General features: G+C 65.1%; 23 protein-coding genes. 10 read left to right on the top strand and 13 right to left on the bottom strand.

Going from position 1 to position 24,238, the window contains the following annotated elements; genetic code table 11:
- Window positions 1-42 precede the first annotated feature (42 nt).
- The 3 genes from prfB to L2Y97_RS08620 all read right to left on the bottom strand — a co-directional run bounded on the left by prfB (window position 43) and on the right by L2Y97_RS08620 (window position 4,704).
- A protein-coding gene (gene prfB, locus L2Y97_RS08630; protein WP_247435480.1) for a peptide chain release factor 2 occupies window positions 43-1,168 on the bottom strand; the annotation gives its coding sequence in 2 pieces (ribosomal slippage) (window positions 43-1,092 and window positions 1,094-1,168; 1,125 coding nt in all).
- Window positions 1,169-1,351: 183 nt separating this feature from the next.
- Entirely contained in the window at window positions 1,352-3,022 is a 1,671-nt protein-coding gene (asnB, locus tag L2Y97_RS08625) for an asparagine synthase B (protein ID WP_247435477.1), read from the bottom strand.
- Window positions 3,023-3,351: 329 nt separating this feature from the next.
- Complete coding sequence (locus tag L2Y97_RS08620; RefSeq protein ID WP_247435474.1) at window positions 3,352-4,704, bottom strand: formimidoylglutamate deiminase; 1,353 nt, start codon at window positions 4,702-4,704, stop codon at window positions 3,352-3,354.
- 96 nt (window positions 4,705-4,800) lie between these two features.
- On the opposite strand from L2Y97_RS08620, the gene L2Y97_RS08615 reads away from it, so the two are divergent.
- The 6 genes from L2Y97_RS08615 to L2Y97_RS08590 all read left to right on the top strand — a co-directional run bounded on the left by L2Y97_RS08615 (window position 4,801) and on the right by L2Y97_RS08590 (window position 11,927).
- Complete coding sequence (locus tag L2Y97_RS08615; RefSeq protein WP_247435471.1) at window positions 4,801-6,372, top strand: bifunctional GNAT family N-acetyltransferase/carbon-nitrogen hydrolase family protein; 1,572 nt, start codon at window positions 4,801-4,803, stop codon at window positions 6,370-6,372.
- Between the two features lie 5 nt (window positions 6,373-6,377).
- Complete coding sequence (locus tag L2Y97_RS08610) at window positions 6,378-7,748, top strand: chloride channel protein (protein WP_247436748.1); 1,371 nt, start codon at window positions 6,378-6,380, stop codon at window positions 7,746-7,748.
- Window positions 7,745-8,980 carry an imidazolonepropionase gene (gene hutI / locus L2Y97_RS08605; protein WP_247435468.1) on the top strand — a complete coding sequence of 412 codons (1,236 nt, stop codon included), beginning with the start codon at window positions 7,745-7,747 and terminating at the stop codon, window positions 8,978-8,980. The genes L2Y97_RS08610 and hutI overlap by 4 nt, the downstream gene beginning before the upstream one ends.
- A gap of 228 nt (window positions 8,981-9,208) precedes the next feature.
- Entirely contained in the window at window positions 9,209-10,624 is a 1,416-nt protein-coding gene (locus L2Y97_RS08600) for a hypothetical protein (protein ID WP_247435466.1), read from the top strand.
- On the top strand, window positions 10,621-11,331 hold the full coding sequence (locus tag L2Y97_RS08595; protein WP_247435463.1) for a class I SAM-dependent methyltransferase: 711 nt from the start codon (window positions 10,621-10,623) through the stop codon (window positions 11,329-11,331). The genes L2Y97_RS08600 and L2Y97_RS08595 overlap by 4 nt, the downstream gene beginning before the upstream one ends.
- A 65-nt stretch (window positions 11,332-11,396) precedes the next feature.
- Window positions 11,397-11,927: a dihydrofolate reductase family protein gene (locus L2Y97_RS08590; RefSeq protein WP_247435460.1), complete on the top strand. Its 531-nt coding sequence runs from the start codon at window positions 11,397-11,399 to the stop codon at window positions 11,925-11,927.
- A 67-nt stretch (window positions 11,928-11,994) separates the two neighbouring features.
- Here the strand turns inward: L2Y97_RS08590 and L2Y97_RS08585 are convergent, their stop codons facing one another.
- The 3 genes from L2Y97_RS08585 to L2Y97_RS08575 form a co-directional block, all read right to left on the bottom strand.
- Window positions 11,995-12,156: a 30S ribosomal protein THX gene (locus L2Y97_RS08585; RefSeq protein WP_247435458.1), complete on the bottom strand. Its 162-nt coding sequence runs from the start codon at window positions 12,154-12,156 to the stop codon at window positions 11,995-11,997.
- Between the two features lie 91 nt (window positions 12,157-12,247).
- Window positions 12,248-13,219 carry a cation diffusion facilitator family transporter gene (locus L2Y97_RS08580; RefSeq protein WP_247435455.1) on the bottom strand — a complete coding sequence of 324 codons (972 nt, stop codon included), beginning with the start codon at window positions 13,217-13,219 and terminating at the stop codon, window positions 12,248-12,250.
- Window positions 13,220-13,256: 37 nt separating this feature from the next.
- Window positions 13,257-13,703: a MerC domain-containing protein gene (locus L2Y97_RS08575; protein WP_247435452.1), complete on the bottom strand. Its 447-nt coding sequence runs from the start codon at window positions 13,701-13,703 to the stop codon at window positions 13,257-13,259.
- Between the two features lie 88 nt (window positions 13,704-13,791).
- On the opposite strand from L2Y97_RS08575, the gene L2Y97_RS08570 reads away from it, so the two are divergent.
- Window positions 13,792-15,807, top strand: a complete 2,016-nt coding sequence (locus L2Y97_RS08570) for a TonB-dependent receptor (RefSeq protein ID WP_247435449.1) — start codon at window positions 13,792-13,794, stop codon at window positions 15,805-15,807.
- 157 nt (window positions 15,808-15,964) lie between these two features.
- Here L2Y97_RS08570 and L2Y97_RS08565 read toward each other — a convergent pair whose 3' ends face one another.
- The 3 genes from L2Y97_RS08565 to gltX all read right to left on the bottom strand — a co-directional run bounded on the left by L2Y97_RS08565 (window position 15,965) and on the right by gltX (window position 18,308).
- Entirely contained in the window at window positions 15,965-16,444 is a 480-nt protein-coding gene (locus L2Y97_RS08565; protein ID WP_247435446.1) for a transcriptional repressor, read from the bottom strand.
- 25 nt (window positions 16,445-16,469) lie between these two features.
- The gene (locus L2Y97_RS08560) at window positions 16,470-16,820 is read right to left on the bottom strand and encodes a hypothetical protein (RefSeq protein ID WP_247435443.1); all 351 of its coding nucleotides are present in this window, start codon (window positions 16,818-16,820) and stop codon (window positions 16,470-16,472) included.
- A gap of 87 nt (window positions 16,821-16,907) precedes the next feature.
- Window positions 16,908-18,308: a glutamate--tRNA ligase gene (gene gltX, locus L2Y97_RS08555; protein ID WP_247435441.1), complete on the bottom strand. Its 1,401-nt coding sequence runs from the start codon at window positions 18,306-18,308 to the stop codon at window positions 16,908-16,910.
- A 203-nt stretch (window positions 18,309-18,511) separates the two neighbouring features.
- Here gltX and L2Y97_RS08550 point away from each other — a divergent pair, with 203 nt between their 5' ends.
- The 3 genes from L2Y97_RS08550 (at window position 18,512) to L2Y97_RS22350 (ending at window position 20,499) form a co-directional block, all read left to right on the top strand.
- Window positions 18,512-19,672: a glycosyltransferase family 4 protein gene (locus L2Y97_RS08550; protein WP_247435439.1), complete on the top strand. Its 1,161-nt coding sequence runs from the start codon at window positions 18,512-18,514 to the stop codon at window positions 19,670-19,672.
- Window positions 19,644-20,186: a phosphatase PAP2 family protein gene (locus tag L2Y97_RS08545; protein ID WP_247435436.1), complete on the top strand. Its 543-nt coding sequence runs from the start codon at window positions 19,644-19,646 to the stop codon at window positions 20,184-20,186. Before L2Y97_RS08550 ends, L2Y97_RS08545 begins: the two co-directional genes overlap by 29 nt.
- A 181-nt stretch (window positions 20,187-20,367) precedes the next feature.
- A complete protein-coding gene (locus L2Y97_RS22350; RefSeq protein ID WP_256452084.1) occupies window positions 20,368-20,499 on the top strand; it encodes a hypothetical protein in 132 nt (43 codons plus the stop codon).
- Between the two features lie 23 nt (window positions 20,500-20,522).
- Here the strand turns inward: L2Y97_RS22350 and L2Y97_RS08540 are convergent, their stop codons facing one another.
- The 4 genes from L2Y97_RS08540 to trpB all read right to left on the bottom strand — a co-directional run bounded on the left by L2Y97_RS08540 (window position 20,523) and on the right by trpB (window position 24,232).
- Window positions 20,523-20,915, bottom strand: coding sequence for a hypothetical protein (locus L2Y97_RS08540; RefSeq protein ID WP_247435434.1), 393 nt, complete (start codon window positions 20,913-20,915; stop codon window positions 20,523-20,525).
- A 302-nt stretch (window positions 20,916-21,217) separates the two neighbouring features.
- Window positions 21,218-22,093, bottom strand: a complete 876-nt coding sequence (gene accD / locus L2Y97_RS08535) for an acetyl-CoA carboxylase, carboxyltransferase subunit beta (RefSeq protein WP_247435431.1) — start codon at window positions 22,091-22,093, stop codon at window positions 21,218-21,220.
- A 127-nt stretch (window positions 22,094-22,220) separates the two neighbouring features.
- A complete protein-coding gene (trpA, locus tag L2Y97_RS08530; protein WP_247435428.1) occupies window positions 22,221-23,021 on the bottom strand; it encodes a tryptophan synthase subunit alpha in 801 nt (266 codons plus the stop codon).
- Window positions 23,021-24,232: a tryptophan synthase subunit beta gene (gene trpB, locus L2Y97_RS08525; protein WP_247435425.1), complete on the bottom strand. Its 1,212-nt coding sequence runs from the start codon at window positions 24,230-24,232 to the stop codon at window positions 23,021-23,023. Before trpB ends, trpA begins: the two co-directional genes overlap by 1 nt.
- Between the last annotated feature and the right edge of the window lie 6 nt (window positions 24,233-24,238).

Raw genomic sequence — 24,238 nt, 5'->3', positions numbered from 1 at the left:
ATAGAGTGGCCCCGGGGCACTCAGGCGCCCCGGGGTGGATCATCAGGCATCGATGCGCTTGGAACCCGCCTCGAGGCCGGCCTTCAGGCTGGCCTCGACGAATTCATCGAGATCGCCATCGAGCACCTTCTGCGTGTCGGAGCGTTCGATGCCGGTACGCAGATCCTTGATGCGCGATTGATCGAGCACGTAATTGCGGATCTGGCTACCCCAGCCGATGTCGGACTTGGTGGCTTCCAGGGCATCCTTTTCCGCGTTGCGCTTCTGCACTTCCAGCTCGTACAGCTTCGCTTTCAGCATCTTCATGGCGCGATCGCGGTTGGCATGCTGCGAACGTTCGGTCTGGCAGGCCACGACCGTATTGGTCGGGATATGCGTGATACGCACGGCCGACTCGGTCTTGTTCACGTGCTGGCCACCGGCGCCCGACGAGCGGTACACGTCGGTTTTCAGGTCGGCCGGATTGATATCGATCTCGATATCGTCGTTCACTTCCGGCGACACGAACACCGAGGTGAAGCTGGTGTGGCGGCGATTGTCGGAATCGAACGGGCTCTTGCGGACCAGGCGGTGTACGCCGATCTCGGTCTTGAGCCAGCCGTAGGCGTAATCGCCTTCCACGCGGAACGTGGCCGATTTGATGCCGGCGACTTCGCCACCGGAGACTTCCATCAGTTCGGCCTTCCAGCCGCGCGATTCGGCCCAGCGCAGGTACATGCGCAGGAGGATTTCCGCCCAATCCTGGGCTTCGGTACCGCCGGCACCAGCCTGGATATCGACGAAGGCAGCGGAATTATCGAGTTCGCCGGAGAACATGCGCTGGAATTCCAGCTTGCTGATGCGCGCATCGACCTTGTTCACGTCGTCGGCCACCGACTTCACGGTGTCCTCGTCGCCGTCGGCGGCGGCCATCTCAAGCAGTTCCTTCGCATCGTCGAGCGCGGCGGTCATCTCTTCGATGCCGGTGACGATGGTATCGAGCTGGGCGCGTTCGCGGCCGAGCTCCTGCGCGCGCTTGGGATCGTCCCACACGGTGGGGCTCTCAAGCTCGCGGTTGACTTCTTCTAGCCGTTCTTTCTTGACGGCGTAGTCAAAGGTACCCCCTAAGCGACTCGACGCGGCCCTTGAGGTCCGCGATCTGCGCAAGGATCGGATTGGTCTCGATCATGGTTGGATTGCCTGCTGGGGCAGCGCGGGAGGCGCCGCCGAAACGTCCAATCCTACCAAATTGCCACGTTTCCTTGTATGTCCGGAAGGCAGCCCCTGTAGGAGCGCACTTGCGTGCGATGGTGGCTAGCCGCGAGCGCCCATCGCGCGCAAGCGCGCTCCTACGGGGGAAATGCTCTCGTCATCAGGCCGGCAGGGCCTCCCGATGCACCCCGCGTACGGCCCGGCCGGAGGGATCGGCAGCGGCGGCAAACGACGGATCCCAGGCCAGGGCCGCCGGTGAGGAGCAGGCAATGGACTTGCCGCCGGGTACCGTGGCGGCGCAGGCCTCGCCGGGGAAATGCTTCTCGAAGATCGTGCGGTAGAAGAAGGCTTCCTTGGTAGCCGGGGTGTTCACCGGGAACCGCGCTGCCGCCGCGGCGAACTCGCGATCGCTCACCATGGCTTCGGCATGGGCCTTCAGCCCATCGATCCAGCCATACCCCACGCCGTCACTGAACTGCTCTTTCTGCCGCCACAGGATTGAATCCGGCAGCGCGCCCTCGAACGCCTCGCGCAGGATGCCCTTCTCGATGCCCTTGCGGGCCACCATCTTCGCTTCCGCATCAAACGCCATGGCGGCCTCCAGGAATTCCGTATCCAGGAACGGGACGCGGGCTTCCACACCCCAGGCGGCCATGGATTTGTTGGCGCGCAGGCAGTCGTAATAGTGCAAGGCGTCGAGCTTGCGCACGGTTTCCTCGTGGAACTCCCGGGCATTGGGCGCCTTGTGGAAATACAGGTACCCGCCGAATACCTCGTCCGAGCCCTCACCCGAAAGCACCATCTTCACGCCCATGGCCTTGATCCGGCGCGCCAGCAGGAACATGGGGGTGGAGGCGCGAATCGTCGTGACGTCGTACGTTTCGATGTGCCGGATGACTTCCGGCAGCACGTCCAGCCCTTCCTCAAAGCTGTACACAAACCCATGGTGCACGGTACCCAACGCTTCGGCCGCCACCTCGGCCGCCTTCAGGTCGGGCGATCCGTCCAGGCCGATGGCGAAGGAATGCAGGCGCGGCCACCAGGCTTCGTCGCGATCGTCGTCCTCGATGCGGCGCCGGGCAAAGCCCGCCGCCACGGCCGCCACGAGCGAGGAATCCAGGCCGCCCGATAGCAGAACGCCGTAGGGCACGTCGGTCATCATCTGCCGGTGCACGGCGGACTCGAAGGCAACGCGCAAGTCGTGCGGCTCGATCGTCTTGCCCTCGGTGACCGCGTAATCGCGCCACGCCGGTGTCCAGTAGCGCGTGGTCTCACCCGTCGCACTGTCATAGACGTGCCCCGGCGGGAACGGGGCCACATCGGCACACACACCCACCAGCGATTTCATCTCGGAGGCCACGCACAGGCGGCCCTGGCGATCGTGACCCCAATAGAGCGGGCATACCCCCACTGGATCGCGGGCGATCAGTACGCGCTGTTTCGCGGCATCCCACAACGCAAAGGCGAAAATGCCGTTGAGCCTGCCCAGGAAGTCCGCGCCAGACTCGCGATAAAGGGCGTTGATCACTTCGCAATCGGACCCGGTCGTAAACGCGTAGTCGCTGGCGGCGCGCAATTCACGGTGGTTATAGATTTCGCCGTTCACGGCAAGGGCAAGCTCGCCATCCGTTGAACGCAGCGGCTGGGCGCCACTGGCCGGATCGACGATGGCGAGGCGTTCATGGACGAGGATCGCCCCCTCCCCCACGTACACGCCGCTCCAATCGGGGCCGCGGTGGCGCTGCCGTTGCGATAGCTCCATCGCCTGCGTGCGTAGCGCCTGGAGGTCGTCGCCGGCCGCCAGGCCGAACATCCCGAAGATCGAACACATGGCCTTGCTCCTGGATCAATGGTGGGGTTGAGGAAAAACGCGCAAAGAAAAAGGCCCGCCTGGTGAGGGCGGGCCTTTGGTGATTCGGTGGTTTCAGTTGCAACCGCCTACACGCCGACCCTCCCGAGGTTCCGGGCATTATTGGTATTGGCGTTATTGGCGTTGAAACGGGTCATGGCCCGACTAAACCACGTTTCCCGACGCACTGCAACAGGCAGCATTTGTAGGAGCCCACCCTGTGGGCGACGCTGTTCGACGACGCGCAGCAGGTCCTGTTGCCTGTGGGCGAAACATGTCGCCCACAGGGTGGGCTACTACCGGGACGCCGGTTACATGGCCGCCAGCTTTTCGACCGTCCGGCGGTATTCTGCGGCAGCGCCCGCTTCCGCCGCATGCGCGTGGTCGCGCACGCGCCAGGCGCCACCCACCATCACATCGCGCACCAGCGGTGTATTACCTGCGAAGAGGAAGGTATCGATCACGTCCGCTTCGTCGCGCGCGGCAAGCAACGGCGAGCGATCGTCGATGACGAGCAGATCTGCGCGGCCGCCCTGCCCCAGCCGGGCGATATCGGCGCCGGATGCACGCGCACCGCCTTTGAGCGCGTGCTGCCATAGCGCAACACCGGTGCTTTCTTCCGGCTTGCGCGACGCCACGTTGCGGTGACGGGTCACCAGGCGCTGTCCGTACTCCAGCCAGCGCAGCTCTTCCACGGGCGATACCGAAATATGGGAATCGGAGCCGATACCCAGCGTGCCGCCCGCGTCGATGAAATCGGCCAGGGGGAACAACCCATCGCCCAGGTTGGCCTCCGTGGTGGGGCACAGGCCGGCCACCGCACCGCTCTGCGCAATGCGCTTCGTTTCATGGCCCGTCAGGTGGGTGGCATGGACCAGGGTCCAGCGTGCATCAACGTCAGCGTGGTCGAGCAACCATTCCACCGGGCGCGCGCCACGCACCGCCAGGCAATCCTGCACTTCACCGATCTGCTCGGCGATATGGATATGGATGGGCAAATCCTTCGCCACGCCCGTGGCAAGTACGGAGCGCATCGCCTCTTCCGGTACGGCGCGCAGCGAATGCAACGCGATGCCCACCTTGAGCATGTCGTGCTGCATCGGCACCAACCGCTCAAGCAACGCCACGTACTGGCCCACGTCGTGACGGAAGCGCTGCTGGCGTTCGGTCAGCGGGCGGCCATCGAACCCTCCGGTCATGTAAAGCACCGGCAGCAAGGTAAGCCCGATCCCCGCCTCCTTCGCCGCCTCGATAAGCGCGAGCGACATGGCGGCCGGATCCGCATAGGGCACGCCGCGCTGGCCGTGGTGCAGGTAGTGGAACTCGCAGACATGGGTGTATCCCGCCTTCACCATCTCGATGTAGAGCTGGGTGGCGATGGCCTTCAGGTCATCCGGATCGATCGCCTCGGCGAACGCGTACATCGTTTCGCGCCAGGTCCAGAAACTGTCCTCGCCGGGGCCGCGCCGCTCGGCCAGGCCAGCCATGGCCCGCTGGAACGCATGCGAATGCAGGTTGGGCATGCCCGGCAGGACAAAGCGGCCGATGCGCTCGCCGGCCTCACCGTTACGCGCGGCGAAGCGGCCATCGCGGACCCCGAGCCCACCCTCGGCCCAGGCGCCCTCGGACCAGAAGAAATCGGCGGTGAAGTGAGACTGGGGCATGTGCGAGGCCTGTGTAGGTGCGGGTGAACCGCCGTATGACGCACAGGATAGCGTGGTCGTGTGAATGGCTTCACGCTGCGGGGGCATAATGGGCGGATGAACGAGACCACGCCTGCCCAGCCCCCCAAACTCAACCTGCGCCTGGCGCGCCCCGCGGATATCCCGGAACTGGTGGCCCTGACCGCGCGGGTTTACACCGCCGAATGGGGGCATTCGGCCGAAATGCTGCAGGGCCAGCAGAACAACTTCCCCGAAGGCCAGTTCGTCGTGGAGTACGAAGGCCACATCGTCGGCTTTTGCGCCACGTTCCGGATCAATGAGGCCGTGGCGCTCGCGCCGCACACGTGGATGCAGATCACCGGCGGCGGCTTCGCCTCCCGCCACGATCCGAAGGGCGACTGGCTCTACGGCATGGAAGTCGTTGTGCATCCGGATTACCGCGGCATGCGCATCGGCCAGCGCCTGTACCAGGCACGCAAGCGCGTGTGTACGGACCTGAAGCTGCGCGGCATCGTCTTCGGCGGACGCATGCCCGGGCTTTCCCGCGCCATCGGTCGCTACGGAAGCGCCGAGGCCTACGTGCAGGCCGTGGTGGATGGCAGCCGGCGCGATCCTACGCTCAGCTTCCAGCTACGCAACGGCTTCGAAGTGATCGGCCTGCTGCGCGAATACGTTCCGTCGGATCATGAATCGCTCGGTTATGCAGCCCATCTGGTTTGGCGCAACCCGCAACTGCTGAATCACCCGGATACGCCGCGGGTCTCGCACAGCCACCGGTTGCCGGATTCGGTCCGTGTCGCCTCGGTGCAATACCAGCAACGCCGGATCACGTCGTTCGCCGAGTTCGCCACCCAAGTGGAGTATTTCGTCGATATCGCGGCGGACTACGACGCGGACTTCGTGGTGTTCCCGGAACTGCTGACGTTGCAGCTGCTCTCCATCGAGAACGCCGAACTCTCGCCGGTGGATTCGATCCGCCGCCTCTCCGAATACACCGATGAAGTGAAGGCCATGTTCCACCGCCTGGCCGTGCACTACAACATCAACATCATCGGCGGCTCGCACCCCACCCGGCAGCCCAATGGCGACATCCACAATGTCTGCTATGTGTGCCTGCGTGACGGTTCGATCCACGAGCGGGAGAAGCTGCACCCCACGCCCAGCGAAAAGAACGTGTGGAACATCACCGGTGGTGATTCGGCCGCCACCATCCAGACCGATTGCGGCCCGATCGGGGTGATGATCTGTTACGACTCCGAGTTCCCCGAGGTGGCGCGCCATCTCACGGACCAGGGCGCACTCATTCTGTTCGTGCCGTTCTGCACCGATGTGCGCGAGGGCTATCTGCGCGTGCGCTACTGCTCACAAGCTCGCGCCATCGAAAACCAGTGCTATGTCGTGCTGTCCGGCAATGTTGGCAACCTCCCTGGCGTGAATAACTTCGATATCCAGTACGGACAAAGCTGCATCCTCACGCCGAGCGATTTCCCCTTTGCGCGTGATGGCATCGCGGCGGATTCGACACCGAACATCGAAACCGTGCTGTTTGCCGACCTGCGCCTGGAAAACCTGGCGAGGGCACGCAACTCCGGTGCGGTACAGAATCTGAAGGACCGCCGCTACGATCTCTACCAGGTGCGTTGGGCGCGCACCCCGGAGGGCCGGTGAGCGCCGTGCCGGGGGACACGCCCCCGCTATCGCGCCTCGATCGCCTGCGACGCAACGAGTGGCTATCGCCCGAACAGTGGCGGCGGCGCATCCTGTTCTGGACAGGCGCGATCATCGTCGGCCTGGCGGCGGTGTTTTTCGCCAAGGCGGCCGACTACGCCTTCGAGGTTTTTCACGGCGTAGCCAGCCACGGCTGGTGGGTTCCCTTGCTCATCACGCCGCCGACGTTCGCCCTGCTCTGCTGGCTCACCCAGGGCGCGCTCAAGGCGACGCGCGGCTCAGGCATCCCGCAGGCCATCGCCGCACTGAAGATCGAGGATGAAGGGTTTCGCACGCGCCTGCTGTCCCTCAAGGTGGCTATGGGCAAAATGGCGCTGACCCTCGCCGCGTTGCTTGGCGGTGCCTCCGTGGGCCGCGAAGGCCCCACGGTGCATGTCGGCGCAGGCTTGCTGTATTCGATGGGCAAGCGTTTCGGTTTTGCGGACCCCACCGCGGCCGGGCGATTCATCCTGGCCGGATCGGCGGCAGGCCTCGCGGCGGCGTTCAACACACCCCTGGCGGGCGTCGTCTTCGCCATCGAGGAAATGTCGGGCACCTTCGAGCACCGCATGAGCGGCACGTTGCTCACCGCGGTTATCGTCGCCGGCGTCGTTTCGCTGGGCGTCGTCGGCAACTACGCGTACTTCGGTGACATCACGGCAGCGCTACCCTTGGGCAAAGCATGGCTGGCGGTCTTGCTCACCGGCATCGTCGGTGGACTGGCCGGTGGCCTGTTCGCCCGTCTCATCATTCCATCTGCCAGCGGTTTCCGTGGTGCGCTGGGACGGCTGCGCGGGCGCCAACCCGTCGTGTTCGCCGCATTCTGCGGCCTCGCGCTCGTACTACTCAGCATGGCCAGCGCCAATGGGTTGTACGGCACGGGCTACGCCCAGGCGCGCGCCATCCTCGAGGGTCATTCCGATACGGGCCCGCTGTTCGGCGTGCTGAAGTTCCTCGGCAATATCGCGTCGTCGTGGGCCGGCATTCCCGGTGGCATTTTTTCGCCCGCCCTTGCCGTTGGCGCTGGCCTGGGCGGTAACATCGCCCACCTCCTGCCAGGCGCCGATGTCTCGGCGGTGGTGTTGCTGGGCATGGCCGCCTATCTGTCTGGCGTGACGCAGGCGCCGCTCACGGCCGCCGTGATCTCGCTGGAGCTGACGGCGAACCACCAGATGGCCCTGCCGATCATGGCCGCTTGCCTGCTGGCCCGCGGTGTCTCGGCACTGGTATGCCGGGTACCGGTGTACAAGGCGCTGGCTGAGACGCTCATGGCCGGCTATGAAGAAGAGCGCGCACGACGCGAATCAACCGCCCCGCAAGAAGCCACGCCGCCATGACCACCGACACACGCTGGGATTACCTGCTGCTCGATGCCGGCCTTGCCACGCTCGTCGATAACGGGACACCGTATGGCGCCATCGCCGACGGTGCACTGGGGATCAAGGATGGCCGCATTGTGTTCGCAGGCAAGCGCGCCGGCTTGCCGGGCGAACCGCACGCATTGGCGCACCGGGTCGAGTCGCTTCGCGGCACGTGGATTACGCCGGGCCTGGTCGACTGCCACACGCACCTGGTATTCGGCGGTGATCGCGCCCAGGAATTCGAGATGCGCCTGGAAGGCGCAACGTACGAAGAGATTGCGCGGGCCGGCGGCGGCATCGTCTCCAGCGTGCGTGCCACGCGGAGCGCCAGCGAGGATGAACTGTTCCAGCAGTCGCTGCCGCGCGCGCGCGCCTTGCTCGCCGATGGCGTGACCACGCTTGAGATCAAATCAGGGTATGGCCTGGAGCCCGACGCCGAGCGACGCATGCTGCGCGTCGCGCGCCGCATCGGCCATGAGCTGGGTATCGACGTCCGCACCAGTTTCCTGGGCATGCATGCGTTGCCGCCTGAATATGCGGGCCGCCGCGACGATTACGTGGCGCTTGTGTGCGACACCATGCTGCCCTCGCTCGCCGAGGAAGACCTGGTCGATGCCGTCGACGCGTTCTGCGAAGGCATCGGCTTCACCCACGCGGAAACCGAGCGCCTGTTCGAGAAGGCAACCGCCCTGGGCCTTCCGGTCAAGCTGCACGCGGAGCAGTTATCCGATCTTGGCGGTGCGGCGCTGGTCGCCCGCTATAACGGCCTCTCCGCCGATCACCTGGAATGGACCAGCGAGGATGACGTCAGGGCCATGGCTGCCGCCGGCACGGTCGCCGTGTTGCTACCGGGTGCCTACTACGCATTGCGAGACACCCGGCCACCGCCGATCGCGGCCTTCCGCGAACACGGCGTGGCCATGGCCGTCGCAACGGACCTGAATCCCGGTACGTCACCCCTATTGTCGTTGCGCCTGGCGATGGGCATGGCCTGCACCCTGTTCCGCCTGACCCCGGAGGAAGCACTGCGCGGTGCCACGCAATATGGCGCGCGCGCGCTTGGCCTGGCGGACCGCGGCACGCTCGCCGTGGGTCAGCGCGCCGACCTGGCCGTGTGGAACATCCGGCGCCTGCCTGAGCTTTGCTACTGGATCGGCGGCGGCCTGCTCAGGGAAACCTGGGTAGCGGGTGAACGCAGCACCCCCTGAAATCCGTCGCATTTTTCAGAATCCTTCCATCGATTACCGCACCATCGTTTCCTAACATCGACAAGCTCAGGCCGCGTCCCAGGAAGCTTGTTGATCGCCGCACCGCCACTTCGCACGGCTTTGCCTCGCGCATGCCTTTTCGTGTTTGCGCTTGGCGCAGCCGCGCTCGTGGCCGCATGCTCGGAGGAACGTGAGGCAGGTGCGGAGGCAGCCGAACGCGCGCGGCAAATGCGCGATGTATCGCGGATGCTTGATGCCATGGAAATCCCGGCCGAGCCAGGCACGGCGGCGAGGCAGGCCACCACCCCACCCGCAGCCGTCATACCGGTCACATCGATGGTGGCCCCGCCCTCCCAGGCCACGCCAGAGCATGTCCACCTGCCGCTGACGACCTGGGCGGCCATATGCGCCGCGGCGGCCGGAATCACAGGCGTACTGGCCCTGGCGTGGCACCGCCGCAGGCGGCGGCCCGGCAAGTCCACACCTGCCGCCATCTCGATCGCCCCCGCCTTCGCGCCCGCGGAAGCCGGCTTGCCTTCAGGCCCCGACACCCCCAAGGAGGATGCCCCCATGGCAAGGAATCCGAACCCGCCCGACTGGACCTATAAACGCACCGCATTTGAAACACCGTCGCTGCAGCTGACGCTTGAGCCGGTCGATCTTCTTTCCCGCCCGCGCATGCCGGTCGAAGATGTTTCGCCGTCGCTCATCACGCGGCTGCATGCCCCGGGGATACCACCCACGCTCTATTTAAGTGGCGACCGGTTCCATCCCTCCATACGTCATGTAGGCGGCCATGGCGACGATTTCATCGCGTGGGAAGCCATCGTCCGCGCAACACTCGACGCCCCAGGTGATGATGGGCAGCTCGCGCGCTGGCTGTTGCCTCCGCTGCTCTGCCTGCGCGCACCCTACCTGGCGCGCAAGGACGCCCTGGCCAGCCTCGCCGAGGCGGTGAGCCTTTGCCGCGCCATGCTGGATAAAAACAGCGGCGAGGGGCTGACCTGGTGGCGCGCGCACCTGCTTCGCGCGGAGCTCGCCCGGCTCACACGCAGTTCGGGTGCCACCCGGTTGCTCGCCCTGCGTAACCTGGGCAGCGACGCCGATGATGATGATGTCCCTGCACTGGATGCCTGGGTCGATGTACATCTTGCCTGGTCGACCTGGCTCGTAGGTGTCGCCGCGAAAGAACGACTGGGCCTGGCTGACCAGATCTGTACCCGCCTTGCCCGGATCGCACCAGCGCATGCCGCCAGGCGCCGTGCGGAAGTAATGATGCGGCGTGCCAGTCTCGGGAAAGGTGAGGCGCGCCTTGCCGATCTCGATCACGCCATGTCGCTGCTGCACGCCGCGTCAGGTGAGGTCGATGACCCGGCGACCCTGCTGCTTTTCGCCGACTGCGCCCACCGACGCGCGCCACTGCTTCCCCACGACGAAGCCCTCGAAGCTTGCTCGTTTGCGCTGGCGAACGCGTTTGCCGCGGGCCAGCACGCTGCCTGGCACATCGCGTCGCTGGAAATGCGCATCGCCCTACAGCACACCCACGACACCCTGGCCGGCACCGCTCCGCCCGGGGACATCGCTGCCACCCTGCGTCGCGAACTCGCCGACGCCCGCTCCCTCCTCCGTACTGGATCCCCATGACCCGTGCCAAGACCTCGCCGCTGATAGCCACCCGCTACGGTTTCGCCGCCCCCACCACCAGCGATAACCCCGTCGCCCGCTCGTTACAGCTGTACGGGGAGTGGGCTGAAAGCGAAACGGATCTGCTCAGCGGGGTCGTCACCGACGGCCACCATGTCGTCGAGGTGGGCGGTGATCATGCGGCTCACACACTGTGGCTGGCCCAGGCCGTCGGCGATGCGGGTGCCGTTCACGTCATCGAGCCGCAACGCCTTCCGTTCCAACAGCTCTGTGCCAATGTCGCGCTCAACCAGTTGGCCAATGTCCACACCCACCACGCGTGGCCTGGCGCAAGCGATGGCACGAAAGCGCTGAGCAACGAAAGTACGCGGCGCATGCGGCTCGATGAGCTGGCGCTTCCGGCGTTGCATCTCCTGAAGGTGAATTTACCGGATGTCCTTGAGGATCTCCTCAAGGGCGCGAGCACAACGATGGCCGAACATCACCCGCTCATCTACGCTCGCCTCGGCGGTCCCGCGAACGCCGAGCGTGAGGTCGATGCCATAAAGGCGCTTGGCTATCGCGTGTGGTCCCACGCCCCGCTGCTGTTCAACCCTGAAAACCATGCTGGCGCCACGAGGAACCTGTTCCCGGGCCTGCTCAGTTGCAACATCATCGCGGCGCACGCCGAAGGTGGCATGGAGTTCGATACGCTGACCGAGCTATAAGCGGAGTCCCCAGGCACGCCGCTGTGATCCGGGCTATCGCGCGTTCCTTCTGACGGAGTGACCCCATGGCTAAGTTCGTCTTCGCAATGAACCAGTCCCTGGATGGCTATGTCGATCACCAGGCCTTCGCGCCACCCCCGGCCCTCTTTCGCCACTTTATCGACGATGTGCGCCAGCTGACGGGCATGGTGTATGGCCGCGGCCTGTATGAGGTCATGCGGTACTGGGACGATGAGGTCGCCGAGTGGGGGCCGGCGGAGCGCGAATACGCGCAGGCCTGGCGCAGCAAGCCCAAATGGGTGGTGTCCCGTTCGTTGCAACACGTAGGGCCGAACGCCACCCTGATCAGTAACGACATGCCGAAGGCGCTCGGGCAGCTGAAGGCCGAACTCGCTGGCGAGATCGAGGTCGGCGGCCCCGTCCTGGCGCACAGCCTGGGGGCGCTTGGCCTTGTCGACGAGTACCGACTCTATATGCACCCGGTAGTGCTCGGGGGCGGCAGCCCCTACTTTGCCGGCGCGCGGCCAACGCTGCGGCTGGCGGCCACTGAACAGGTGTGCGAAGGAATCATCCGCCTTACCTACGTAACGGCGTGATCGCCGGGCGCCTGGCCCAACAAAAAACCCCGCCGAGGCGGGGTTTTTCGCGTCACACGAAGAAGGATCAGGCCTTCTTGCGCGGAGCCGCAGCCTTCTTGGCCGCAGCCGGCTTTGCAGCCGGCTTTGCCACGGCAGCACCGGTCACGATATCGGTGTGCGGACGGGCAATGCCGTAGCTGGAACGGTAGATCTTGCCGCGACGGGTGCGGCGGTCGCCCTTGCCCATGGGAAACTCCTTAATTCGGGTGATGAAGAGGAACGGTCGGCCATCGTATCAGCGGCCGTGTAAAGCGCAAGGGTCCGGCGTACAGGGCCGTTCAGTGGCCGTGCCGGCCCCCATCCTGGCCGCAGCCCTCCAGCTCATCCGGGCACTCGCCCGGGTCGAACTGGACGGTGGCGTGGCCGACCTGCCAGCGCTCGCTCAGGGTCGTCTTAATGGCCGTGAGAACGCGCGCCTGGTCGGCGCCGGGTGCCAGCTCGGCATGCAACGTGGCCATGCGCGAGCCGGCCGTCATCTGCCATACGTGTACGTGATGGATATCGAGGATGGCCGGATCGCACTCGTGCAGCACCCGCGTGACCTCCTCCAGGTGCACACCATCCGGCGTGCCCTCCAGCAGGATGTGCCCCGAGCGGCGCACCAGCGACCAGGCACTGCGCAGGATAAGCAGCGACACCAGGATCGACAGGACCGGATCGGCCCACAGCCAGTTCATGAAATACACGGCCAGCGCCGCCAGGACGGCTGCGACCGAACCAAGCAGGTCGCCTAATACATGCAGGCTCGCACCGGCAATGTTCACGTCATCCGGGTCGTGGCCGTGCAGCGTGCGCAGCACCACCACGTTGGCCACCAGGCCGACCAATGCGACAACGAACATGATCCCGGACAGGATCGGTTCGGGGTGGAACAGGCGCTGTACTGCCTCGTAAATGATGAAGGCGACCAGTGCGAACTGGGTCAGCGCATTGACGAACCCCGCGAGCACCTCGATGCGGCCATAACCATAGGTGCGCTGGGCATCCGCAGGCCGTGCAGCGAAACGCGCGCCAAGGAAAGCCAGCAGGAGGGCAAGCGCATCGACCAGCATGTGGCCGGCATCGGCCAGCAGCGCCAGCGAACCGGATACCAGGCCACCGGCCGCCTCCACGACGAGCATGAGCAAGGTGAGGACGAACGCGAACAGCAGCTTCTTCTCGCTGCTGCCCTCGAAGTGGGAGTGATCGTGCGAATGATCGTGCGCGTGGCCGTGGGAGTGGCCGTGCGCGTGGGCGTGATCGTGTGCCATGGGGCGAAGGCTAGGTGCTGTGGCCGCGGTTACACAATCACGGGTGGGCGCAGGTGGGCCCGTGGATATGGCCGGCGTGGCCGCTGCGATCGACCTTGAGGTTCACGAAATGGGCGGTCGCGACCAACAGTCCGCCGGTGGTGACGAGCACGCTGTGCACCAGCAGCGAGCCACTGTGCAGGAAGGTCACGCCAAGGATCAAAAGCAGCAGGCCCGGCACCGCGAATGCGAATGGCAGGCGGCGACGATGCCGGCGGTAGCCAGACACGAGCGCGGCCATGGCCAGCACGCAGGCAAAGGAGACAAACACCTCTTCGAACCGGTGGTTGGCCAGGAACGACAGGCCAAGCAACGGGAGCACCGCGATGACAAACGGCAGCAGTGCGCAGTGGATCGCGCACAGGAACGATGCTGTCGCCCCCAGCCGGTCGGCGGCGTGCCACCAGCGGCGGCGGGTTTCGGGGGCGAGCGTGGGGTCGGTCATGGAGTGCATAGCGTGACTATTTGCACAGGTCGAGGCAAGTGATGATACTTTATAACATTGCAAAGTCCAACCGATGGAGCTCCACCCGATGCGCAGAACCCTTTTCGCCCTGACCCTTGCCGCAACGTTCGGCAGCTCGCTCCCCGCCATGGCGGAGGACGCACCGCAGGACGCCACGGCACCCGATGTGGGCACGAAGGAGCCGCAGGGCAAGTCGAAGAAGCACGTCGACAAGCTGGAAGGCATCGTGGTGAACGCCGTTCCTGGTGGCCGCAACGCTGACCAGATCGTCGCGCCGGTTGCGGTACTGGCCGGGTCGGCGCTGGACGATGCCAAGGGCGTATCGCTGGGTGAGACCGTGTCATCCATCCCCGGCGTGCAGACCTCGGCCCTGGGCACCGCCGTCGGTCGCCCGGTCATTCGTGGCCTGGATGGCCCCCGCGTCGCCGTGCTCGAGAACGGCCTTTCCTCGCAGGATGTCTCCAACGTCAGCCAGGATCACGCGGTCACCCTGGAGCCCTTCCTCGCCGACCAGATCGAGGTGCTGAAGGGCCCGGCCACCCTGCTCTACGGTTCGGGCGCGATTGGTGGCGTCGTGAACGTCGTGGATGGCCGCGTGCCTGAAAAAGCGCCTGACAATGGCTTCGCAGGCCGCGCCGAGGTACGTACCGATTCCGTCTCCGACGGCAAGACCGGCCTCGCCCGCTTCGATGCCGGCAACGACCAGTTCGCCATCCATGTCGATGGCATGCACCGCGACAACAAGGATTACGACATTCCTGGCGGCACACTGGCCAATAGCGCCGTGAAAACCACCTCGGGCGCGGTCGGCGCCTCACTGCTCGGCTCGTGGGGTTACGTTGGCCTGTCTATCTCCCGATTCATGGACCTGTACGGCAGCCCCGCTGAACCGGGCGACCCGGCCGAGGGCGAAGACCCGGTGCACATCAAGATGGCGCAGACCAACTACACCCTGAAGGGCGGCCTGGTGCAGCCGTTCGAAGGCATCAGCAAGGTCGAGTTCAACCTGGGCCACGGTGATTACCAGCACGTGGAATACGAAGGTGATGAACCCGGCACGACGTTCACCACCCAGAGTAACCAGGGCCGCCTGATCGTCACCCACGACGAACTCGACGGGTGGAATGGCGCGTTCGGCGTGCAGACCCAACACCGCCAGTTTGCGGCGGTGGGTGAAGAGACGTTCGTGCCGGCGACTACCACGAAGGGAGTTGGCGTATTCCTCACGGAAACGCGTGACTTCGGCCCGCTCAAGGTCGAGCTTGGCGCACGCCACGATAAACAGAGCGTGCAGCCTGTCGACGGAGCCAAGCGCAATTACGCACCAAACAGTTTCTCAGCGGGCTTCGCCTACCGCTTTACCGACCAGTGGCACGTCTCGTTGAATCTCGACCACGCCGAGCGCGCGCCGTCAGAAGAAGAGCTGTTCGCCAATGGCCCGCACGAAGCCTCGAACACGTTCGAGATCGGCAGTGATTTGGGCAAGGAAAAATCCAACCAGGCGGAGCTGGGCCTGCACTTCCACGGCGATGTCGTGGAGGGCAAGGTCGCGGTGTATTACAACAAGTACAAGAACTTCATTTACCTGGCCGACACGGGCGAGATCGAGGATGACCTGCCCGTGCGCATCTGGTCGCAGAACGATGCCACCTTCCGCGGTGCGGAAGCGGAAGCCACGTTCCATCTTTCGCAGGGCCCATCGGGCCATTGGGATCTCCGCGTTTTCGGCGACACCGTGCGCGCCACCCTGGATAACGGCGGTGGCAACGTACCGCGCATCCCTGCGGGCCGCGTCGGTTCCACGTTGAGCTGGAACGCCGACGGTCTGCGCGCCAGCCTGGGCGCTGTTCGCTACATGAAGCAGGACAAGGTGGCCGCGTTCGAAACCGATACAGCGGGCTACACGCTGGTGAACGCGCACTTTGGCTGGACCTTCGTCAACGACGAGCACAGTCAGTGGGAGGCGTTCGTGGATGGCAACAACCTGACCAACCAGACGGCACGCCCCGCGACCTCGTTGTTCAAGGATGTGGCGCCGATGCCGGGCCGCAATGTGTCGGTGGGGGTGCGCGCCTACTTCTGACCACGCTGCGTGATCGCTGTGCCGGGATCGCGCGCAAGCGCGCTCCTACAAGGTTCCCGGTCCCTGACGTCCCACTCCTCCCTCCCCGGCAGGGGCCGGAAACAAACGGGGCGCCGCAAAGCGGCGCCCCGTTTTCTTTAGTTCGTACACAAGGCGATCAGGATTCGCGGCAGTTCTTGCAGATGCCGTGCACTTCCAGGGTTTGCGCCTGCGGGCGGAAGCCGAACGCCTTTGCCTGCGCCTCGATCAACTCGGCCACGCGTTCGTCGCACACTTCCTGCGCGCACTGGCACTTGTCACAGATGAGGAAAGGCACCTGGTGCGACTCAGCCGGATGGTGGCAGGACACGTAGGCGTTGATCGATTCCAGCTTGTGGATAAAGCCGTTCTCGAGGAGGAAATCGAGCGCACGATAGACCGTAGGTGGTGCAGCGTTGCCGTGCTTTTCGCGCAAGCGGTCCAGCAGGTCGTACGCCTTCACCGGCTTGCCCGCAATGGCGACCAGCTCCAGCACCTCGCGGCGCAACGGGGTCAGGCGCAGGCCACGCTCGTTGGAGGCAAGCTCCACCGCCTCGACGAAGCCGCGGGCGTCATCGTGGTGGTCATGGGCGTGGTGGTGGCTGGCATGGGTGCTCATGGGGTCATTCTAACATGAGGACCTTTCAAGGCTTTTTCGAGCCCGGGAGGGGTGGCGGCAGCGCGCCGTGGTGTCGCGGCACCGGGGGGACACCGGAGCCCAGAGATGCTCTGGCGGGGCCCGCAGGCGCGGCCGGCGGGCGCGGCAGGAACGGCACGGCCCAGCCAAACGGCCCCAGCACCAGCGAGGCCACCACGGTGGCGGTGACACGGCCGCGCCACCAGCCCAGCAAGGCCCCTACCACGATGAAAACCACCTGCCACAGGACGAGTTGGCCCCACGGCACCAGGCGCATCAGGTTCATGAAGATGGTGAGGAACGCGCCTGGCGCCTGGGGATCGACCCCCGCCATGGCCTTGGCCAGCAGCTCATCCATGGCCACGACACCTGTAGGAGCGCGCTTGCGCGCGATCAGGGGTGCTGCGAGCACCCATCGCGCGCGAGGGCGCTCCTACGGGCGCGGTCATGCGGCCTTGGCCACCGCTTCGTCGATACGGGCCAGGGCCACGTCGCGGCCGCACAGGTAGATCGTGTGTTCGATGGACGGCGAGACCTGGGTACCGGTCATGGCCACGCGCAGCGGCGCGGCAACCTTGCCCATGCCCAGTTCCAACGCCGCCGCGGTACGCTCCACGGCGCCATGCACGGCTTCCGGCGTCCACTCCGGCAGGACCGCCAGCTCTTCCTTCGCTTTGGCCAACACAGCCGGGGCCGTCTCGGTGCGGAGGTGCTTTTCCACGGCCTTGGGATCCCACTCGGTGATCGGGCCGTACCAGAGGGTCGCGCGCTGGGCCATTTCCACGAAGGTCTGCACCCGGTCGCGCAGCGCCACGACCACATCGGCGGGGTTCGGGCCGGTAGCCGGATCGATACCGATGCGTTGCAGGTGGTAGGCGAGTTCGGGGCCAAGCGCCGCCGGATCATCCGTCTTGAGGTAATGCTGGTTCAGCCAGGACAGCTTGGTAACGTCAAAGCGCGACGCGGCTTTGTTCACATCGGCCACATCGAACAGCTCGATCATCTGTCCTACCGAGAAGATCTCCTGGTCGCCGTGGGACCAGCCAAGGCGGACGAGATAGTTCAGCAGCGCATGCGGCAGGAAGCCATCCTCGCGGTACTGCATGACGCTGACCGCGCCGTGGCGCTTGGAAAGCTTCTGGCCATCCGGGCCCAGGATCATCGGCAGGTGCGCGAACTCCGGCACCGGGGCGCCCAGCGCCTTGTAGATGTTGATCTGGCGCGGGGTGTTGTTCACGTGGTCGTCGCCGCGGATGACCTCGGTGATGCCCATGTCGATATCGTCGACCACCACCGCGAAATTGTAGGTAGGGAAGCCGTCCGAGCGGAAGATCACCAGGTCATCGAGCTCGGTGTTCGCCCACTCGATGCGGCCCTTCACCTTGTCATCGAATACGACCGAACCCGACGTCGGGTTCTTGAAGCGGATGACACGGTTCGGGTCGTCACGGAGCGGCTCGTTACGATCACGGTAATAGCCGTTGTATCGCGGCTTCTCGCCTGCGGCCATCGCTGCATTGCGCATGGCCTCGATCTCTTCCTTGGTCTCGTAGGCGTAGTACGCCTTGCCCTCGCGCAGCAGCTGTTCGGCCACTTCGCGGTAACGGTCCATGCGCAGGGTCTGGTAGTACGGGCCCTCGTCGTGCGACAGGCCGAGCCAGCTCATGCCATCCAGAATGGCCTGCACGGCCTCCTGGGTCGAGCGCTCGCGGTCCGTATCCTCGATGCGCAGGATGAATTCACCGCCACGACGGCGCGCTTCGAGCCAGCAGTACAGCGCAGTGCGCGCGCCGCCGATATGCAGGTAGCCGGTGGGACTGGGGGCGAAACGGGTGCGGACGGTCATCGTAGGGTCATGGCTTTTGCGGTCAGACCGGCGATTTTATCCGGTTCGGGCACAACCTGCTGTGCCTTGCGGGTGATCCGGGCACCAAATCCCACCGCTGGGGCCGATTTCGCGGATTCCTGTCATATGCCGGTCATGCCGCGATAACCGCCGCGACACGGCCGCGCGAGAGCATGAACCAAGCCAGGCCAGAGGGCACCGCCATGCGAGTTGGCATCGTCACCGAGACCTACGCACCGGACGTGAACGGCGTAGCCATGACCGTCCAGTCCCTAGCCCGCGGGCTTCTCCGCCGCGGTCACGCTGTCGACCTCGTCCGTCCCATCCATCCCGCCACACCCGCCATGGCGGATGCAGGCATGGATGTGTTCGAGGTCGAAGGTGCCTCCCTGCCCCGCTATGCCGGCCTGCGCTTTGGCCTGCCCGCCCGCATTCGCATCGAGCGCCGCTGGCGCTCTGACCGGCCGGATGCCATTTATGTGGCCACGGAAGGCCCCCTGGGCTGGAGCGCCGTAAGCGCCGCCCGCCGCCTGGGCATCCCTGTCGCGACCGGCTTCCACACACGGTTTGATTTCTACGTTGGTCACTACGGCTTTGGCGCGTTGACGCCCGTGGTGCGTAGCTACCTGGCCCGATTCCATCGCCGCGCCCAGGCCACCCTGGTCCCGACCGGCCAGTTGGCCGACGAACTGAATGATCTGGGGGTTCACGATGTGCGGGTGCTCCGCCGCGCCGTGGATACCGTCCGCTTTCACCCCGAAAGGCGCAGCGAAGCACTTCGCGCCGCGTGGGGCGCCGGCCCGGACACGCCGGTGATGATCTGTGTCGGTCGCGTGGCGCCGGAAAAGAACCTGCATGTCGTCATCGAAGCGTGGGAAGCCCTGCGCCGACGCGCGCCGGATGCGCGCTGTGTCATCGTCGGCGATGGCCCGGGTCGCGCTGCGCTCGAAGCCGCGCACCCCGAGGTGATCTTTGCCGGCACCCGCCGTGGCGATGAGCTGGCCGCGTATTACGCCAGCGCCGATGTGTTCGTGTTCCCCAGCCTCACTGAAACCTTTGGCAACGTCGTGCTGGAAGCCATGGCCTCCGGCATCCCCGTGGTTGCCTACGCCGAGGCGGCGGCACGCGAGTACATCCGCAATGGCCAGAACGGTATCCGCGTCGCGCCTGGCAATGAAGGCGGCCTCGTAGAACGCGCTGCCACGCTCGGCGCGGATGCCACCGCGTGCGCGGCGATGGGGCGCGCTGCGCGTGCATCCGTGGCAGGGCTATCACCGGAATCGGTCGTGTCTGAATTCGAATCCATCATGCAGTCGCTCGCCGAGGAGAACCTCCATGAACGCAGCACCGCCGTCGCCGCGTAGAGCGAACCTCGATCGACGCATGTGCGTCGCCGCCAACCGCTGGGGTGCACGCCGCGCCATTGGCGTTTTCTTCGGTATCGTCAGCCGCCTGGGCGATGGCGTCTTCTGGTATGCCCTCATGACGGTGCTCGCTATCGTGGGCGGCATGCACGGTCTGGCTGTCGCGGTACAGATGGCCCTGACCGGCCTTACCGCCCTCATGATGTACCGCGTATTGAAGCGCTGGACCAAGCGGCCGCGCCCCTTCCGCTCCTGTCCTGGTGTGATCGCACACGTGCCACCGCTGGATGAGTTCAGCTTTCCTTCGGGACATACGCTGCAGGCGGTTTCGTTCACGGTGGTGGCCGTCGCGCACTATCCCGTGCTGGCGCCGTTCCTGATCGGGTTCGCCGCGCTGATTGGCGCGTCGCGCGTGATTCTTGGCCTGCACTACCCAAGCGATGTACTGGCGGCTACCGCGATTGGCGGCGGCCTCGGCACGCTATCGCTATGGCTTGAGCGCGTTATCTTTTGAAGATCGGACGTCCAAACGCGGACACACCATCGTCCGCGGACACTGTTCTCGGCAGTGTGAGACTCGCAGACATGGCGTGATTCAAGGCATTTCTTAGCAGGAACGCCATTGGCACGCGCCATGCTTCGTGTTACGCGAAGGGCCCAAACGCCCAGGTTGCAAGTCGCCACGGAGACTCGCCATGAAAGCCGAATTCATCCTGTTGAAAACGCTGTTCGCGGTTGCCGTTATTGCCTGCGTGCTGACCATGGGGGCCATGGTCACGACCAGTATCGAGCAGATGCCTGTCGCGGCAATGGCTGCCACTCGCTGAGGATCGCCGGCGGCTGCCGCACATTACGACACCCCAAAACCTACGTGAATCGTGCCCGCCAGCGCCTTGTAAAGCGCGAACAGAAGGCCGATGACCGTCGCGCCACCTAGCACGAGGGTCTTCCAGGTTTTCAGATCGTCCACATCCTTCCTGGTGGCTTCTGCCACCTTCGTGAGGTGTGCAAGCTCGGTCTCGATGCGAACAATGGCCTCATTCATCTGAAGCAGAAGAGGCGACGGAACGGCGTCGCCCTGCGCCAACGCGGCGCCACCGATGGAGGTATTCTTCGGTGGGCGGGCCTCAGCCTGATTGAACATGCGGCTCTTGCGCATGTCGCGCCCTCCATGTGAGACGTCCTTGGGATGATCTACGGCCTTCGAACACTCATCGAAGCCCGTCACGAATAAAATAGCCATGCTTCCCCCTTGCCATTGGTTGCCGTTACGCAATGTGCGGGGAGCTGACGCGGGCTGTCTATCCGACATAGCTCAGCGAACCGCGAAGCCTGCATGCGGCGCGCAAATTTGCCAGGCAATACAGCTGGATATGAAATGCGTCAGCCTTTATCTCGAGGAGCGTGAAGCGATGCCGCAAGACGGACCCGAGCTCACATGGGTTGAGATGGCACTCAGGAGTACCCGTCACGCAGGCCTGACGCTCCGTACCTCGACGCAGAGGAACAGACAAAAAAAACCCCGCCGGAGCGGGGTCTTTTCCATCAGGCCGCGTCGACGCGCGGCATCTTTTCAAGTATGCCCAGCATGGCGCCCAGCTTCTCACGCATTTCACGGCGGTCGACGATCACGTCCACCGCACCGTGGTCCACGAGGAACTCAGAACGCTGGAAGCCTTCAGGCAGCGTTTCGCGCACCGTCTGCTCGATGACACGCGGGCCGGCGAAACCGATAAGCGCCTTCGGCTCGGCAACGTTCAGGTCACCCAGCATGCCCAGCGACGCCGACACGCCACCGGTCGTGGGGTGCGTCAGCACCGAGATATAAGGCACGCCCGCATCATGCATGCGCGCGATGGCCGCCGAGGTCTTCGCCATCTGCATCAGCGAGAACAGGCCCTCCTGCATGCGTGCGCCACCTGTAGCCGAGAAGCAAACCAGCGCGCTCTTCTCCGCCAGGGCTTTCTCGGCGGCGCGGGCAAACTTCTCACCGACGACCGAGCCCATCGAGCCGCCCATGAAGGAAAACTCGAAGGCCACCGAGACCAGCGGACGACCGAGCAGCTTGCCCGACATCGCGATCAGCGCATCCTTTTCACCCGTGCTCTTCTGCGCGGACGTAATGCGATCCTTGTACTTCTTCTGGTCCTTGAACTTGAGCGCATCGACCGGCTCGAGCTTCGACCACAGTTCGGTCGTGCTGCCTTCATCGAAGAACGACAGAAGGCGCGCACGCGCGCCAATGGCATGGTGATGACCACACTTGGGGCACACCATCAGCGACTTCTCAAGCTCGGGCTTGTAAAGCACCGTGCCGCAGCCTGCGCATTTCTCCCAAACGCCCTCGGGGACCTTGCCCTTGCCAGCGCCCGCTGCCGGAACGCGGGTTTTCGGGGTCATGATTTTCTGTAGCCAGTTCATGGTGTGTCTCCGATGGTGCGTGTGGGATCGCGCGCAAGCGCGCTCCTACAAATGAGCCTTTGGTATCGCGCGTTGGCGCGATACCGAATCGCGCGCAAGCGCGCTCCTACAACTGCGCCGCCCCGGATCAGCGGGCGTCGAGCGCCGTGCGGATCGGGGCCAGGAAAGCCTTCGCTCGCGACACGGCATCGTCGGCCGAATCCGCCCCGGCGAGGCGATCGACGAGGGCGCTACCAATGACCACGGCGTCGGCAAATTCCCCGATCGCCCTGGCCGAGGCGGCATCGCGAACACCGAAGCCCACCGCCACCGGTGCCTTCGAACGAGCACGGATGCCAGCCACGCGCTCGGCGATCTGGCCGGTGCTGAGCTGCGCGGCGCCGGTGATGCCAGCGAAGGACACATAATACAGGAAGCCTGAAGCAGCCTCGCAAAGGTTGGCCAGCCGGCCCTCGGCCGTGGTCGGCGAGGCGAGCAGGATCTGGTCGAGGCCAGCGTCACGCAGGGGCTTCAGCACCGCGGATTCCTCCAACGGGCAATCCACCATCAGGACGCCATCGACCCCGGCTTCGACCGCATCTTCGGCGAACGACCCGTAACCGTACATTTCGACGGGATTGAGATACCCCATAAGGACGATCGGCGTCTCATCGTCTGTCTCACGGAAGGCTGCGACCCAGGCGAGGACATTGTGCAGGCCCACGCCCTTCTCGATCGCCCGCTCCGAAGCGTGCTGGATGACCGGGCCGTCCGCCATGGGATCGGAGAACGGCACGCCCAGCTCAATGACGTCGGCGCCCGCGGCCACGAGGCCATGGAGCAGCGACACCACGTGGTCGGGCGAGGGATCCCCTGCCGTGATGAAGGTGACGAGGCCTGTGCGCCCGCTTTGTTTGAGGGCCGCGAAGCAGCGTTCGAGGCGACTCATCAGATCTCGATCCCTTCGCGCGCGGCGATCGTGTGGACGTCTTTATCACCACGCCCGGAGAGGTTGGCCAGCACCAGGCCGTCCTTCGGCAGTTCCCGGGCCAGCTTGATCGCCTGCGCGATCGCGTGGCTCGATTCCAGCGCAGCGAGGATGCCCTCGGTGCGGGCCAGCAGATGGAAGGCTTCGAGTGCTTCATCATCGGTGACGCCCACGTAATCCGCGCGGCCGGCATCCTTCAGGAAGGCATGCTCCGGGCCAACGCCCGGGTAATCGAGGCCGGCCGACACCGAGTGCGTCTCGATGATCTGGCCATTCGCATCGGAAAGCACGTAGGTGCGATTGCCGTGCAACACGCCCGGTTTGCCCGCGGCGAGCGAGGCGGCATGGCGCCCGGTCTCAATGCCATCGCCTGCAGCTTCGGCACCCACGATGCGCACATCACGATCATTCAGGAAGGCGTGGAACAAGCCGATCGCATTGGAGCCACCGCCCACGCACGCCGTGATGACGTCCGGCAGGCGACCGAACTGTTCGAGGGTCTGCGCGCGGGCTTCGCGGCCAACGATGGCGTTGAAATCGCGCACCATCTGCGGATACGGATGCGGGCCGGCAACGGTGCCAATGATGTAGAAGGTATCGGCGACGTTGGTGACCCAGTCGCGCATCGCTTCGTTCAGGGCATCCTTCAGCGTCTGGGAGCCGGAGGTGACCGGCACCACTTCGGCGCCGAGCAGGCGCATGCGGTAGACGTTGATCTTCTGCCGCTCGATATCGACGGCGCCCATGTACACCACGCACTTCTGGCCCATGCGGGCGGCCACCGTGGCGCTGGCCACGCCGTGCTGCCCCGCACCGGTCTCGGCGATGATGCGGGTCTTGCCCATGTGCCGGGCGACCAGCGCCTGGCCCACGGTGTTGTTGATCTTGTGCGCGCCGGTGTGGTTCAGGTCTTCGCGCTTCAGGATGATGCGCGCGCCACCCACATGCTTCGTGAGGCGCTCGGCGAAATACACCGGGCTGGGGCGGCCCACGTAGTACTTCAGGTCGCGGTCGAGCTCGGCAATGAATGTGGGATCCTGGCGCAGGCGCTCGTACGCGGCTGTGAGTTCAGCCAGGGGCTCCATGAGCGTTTCGGCCACGTAAATGCCGCCGTAATCGCCGAAGCGCCCGTGCGCATCGGGGTAGGCGTGAAAATCCGGGATCTGGGTCATTGCTAT

The sequence above is a fragment of the Luteibacter aegosomatissinici genome, assembly GCF_023078495.1.
Lineage (GTDB): Bacteria > Pseudomonadota > Gammaproteobacteria > Xanthomonadales > Rhodanobacteraceae > Luteibacter > Luteibacter aegosomatissinici.
Note: the sequence above shows the minus strand (reverse complement) of the source record. Positions and strands in the feature narration are given on the sequence as shown.

Excerpts from the sequence above, each read along its gene's own strand:
- asnB (WP_247435477.1), bottom strand. The coding sequence starts at position 3,022 with ATGTGTTCGATCTTCGGGATGTTCGGCCTGGCGGCCGGCGACGACCTC.
- L2Y97_RS08620 (WP_247435474.1), bottom strand. The coding sequence starts at position 4,704 with ATGCCCCAGTCTCACTTCACCGCCGATTTCTTCTGGTCCGAGGGCGCC.
- L2Y97_RS08615 (WP_247435471.1), top strand. The coding sequence starts at position 4,801 with ATGAACGAGACCACGCCTGCCCAGCCCCCCAAACTCAACCTGCGCCTG.
- hutI (WP_247435468.1), top strand. The coding sequence starts at position 7,745 with ATGACCACCGACACACGCTGGGATTACCTGCTGCTCGATGCCGGCCTT.
- L2Y97_RS08600 (WP_247435466.1), top strand. The coding sequence starts at position 9,209 with ATGCGCGATGTATCGCGGATGCTTGATGCCATGGAAATCCCGGCCGAG.
- L2Y97_RS08595 (WP_247435463.1), top strand. The coding sequence starts at position 10,621 with ATGACCCGTGCCAAGACCTCGCCGCTGATAGCCACCCGCTACGGTTTC.
- L2Y97_RS08590 (WP_247435460.1), top strand. The coding sequence starts at position 11,397 with ATGGCTAAGTTCGTCTTCGCAATGAACCAGTCCCTGGATGGCTATGTC.
- L2Y97_RS08585 (WP_247435458.1), bottom strand. The coding sequence starts at position 12,156 with ATGGGCAAGGGCGACCGCCGCACCCGTCGCGGCAAGATCTACCGTTCC.
- L2Y97_RS08580 (WP_247435455.1), bottom strand. The coding sequence starts at position 13,219 with ATGGCACACGATCACGCCCACGCGCACGGCCACTCCCACGGCCACGCG.
- L2Y97_RS08575 (WP_247435452.1), bottom strand. The coding sequence starts at position 13,703 with ATGACCGACCCCACGCTCGCCCCCGAAACCCGCCGCCGCTGGTGGCAC.
- L2Y97_RS08570 (WP_247435449.1), top strand. The coding sequence starts at position 13,792 with ATGCGCAGAACCCTTTTCGCCCTGACCCTTGCCGCAACGTTCGGCAGC.
- L2Y97_RS08565 (WP_247435446.1), bottom strand. The coding sequence starts at position 16,444 with ATGAGCACCCATGCCAGCCACCACCACGCCCATGACCACCACGATGAC.
- L2Y97_RS08560 (WP_247435443.1), bottom strand. The coding sequence starts at position 16,820 with ATGGATGAGCTGCTGGCCAAGGCCATGGCGGGGGTCGATCCCCAGGCG.
- gltX (WP_247435441.1), bottom strand. The coding sequence starts at position 18,308 with ATGACCGTCCGCACCCGTTTCGCCCCCAGTCCCACCGGCTACCTGCAT.
- L2Y97_RS08550 (WP_247435439.1), top strand. The coding sequence starts at position 18,512 with ATGCGAGTTGGCATCGTCACCGAGACCTACGCACCGGACGTGAACGGC.
- L2Y97_RS08545 (WP_247435436.1), top strand. The coding sequence starts at position 19,644 with ATGAACGCAGCACCGCCGTCGCCGCGTAGAGCGAACCTCGATCGACGC.
- L2Y97_RS22350 (WP_256452084.1), top strand. The coding sequence starts at position 20,368 with ATGAAAGCCGAATTCATCCTGTTGAAAACGCTGTTCGCGGTTGCCGTT.
- L2Y97_RS08540 (WP_247435434.1), bottom strand. The coding sequence starts at position 20,915 with ATGGCTATTTTATTCGTGACGGGCTTCGATGAGTGTTCGAAGGCCGTA.
- accD (WP_247435431.1), bottom strand. The coding sequence starts at position 22,093 with ATGAACTGGCTACAGAAAATCATGACCCCGAAAACCCGCGTTCCGGCA.
- trpA (WP_247435428.1), bottom strand. The coding sequence starts at position 23,021 with ATGAGTCGCCTCGAACGCTGCTTCGCGGCCCTCAAACAAAGCGGGCGC.
- trpB (WP_247435425.1), bottom strand. The coding sequence starts at position 24,232 with ATGACCCAGATCCCGGATTTTCACGCCTACCCCGATGCGCACGGGCGC.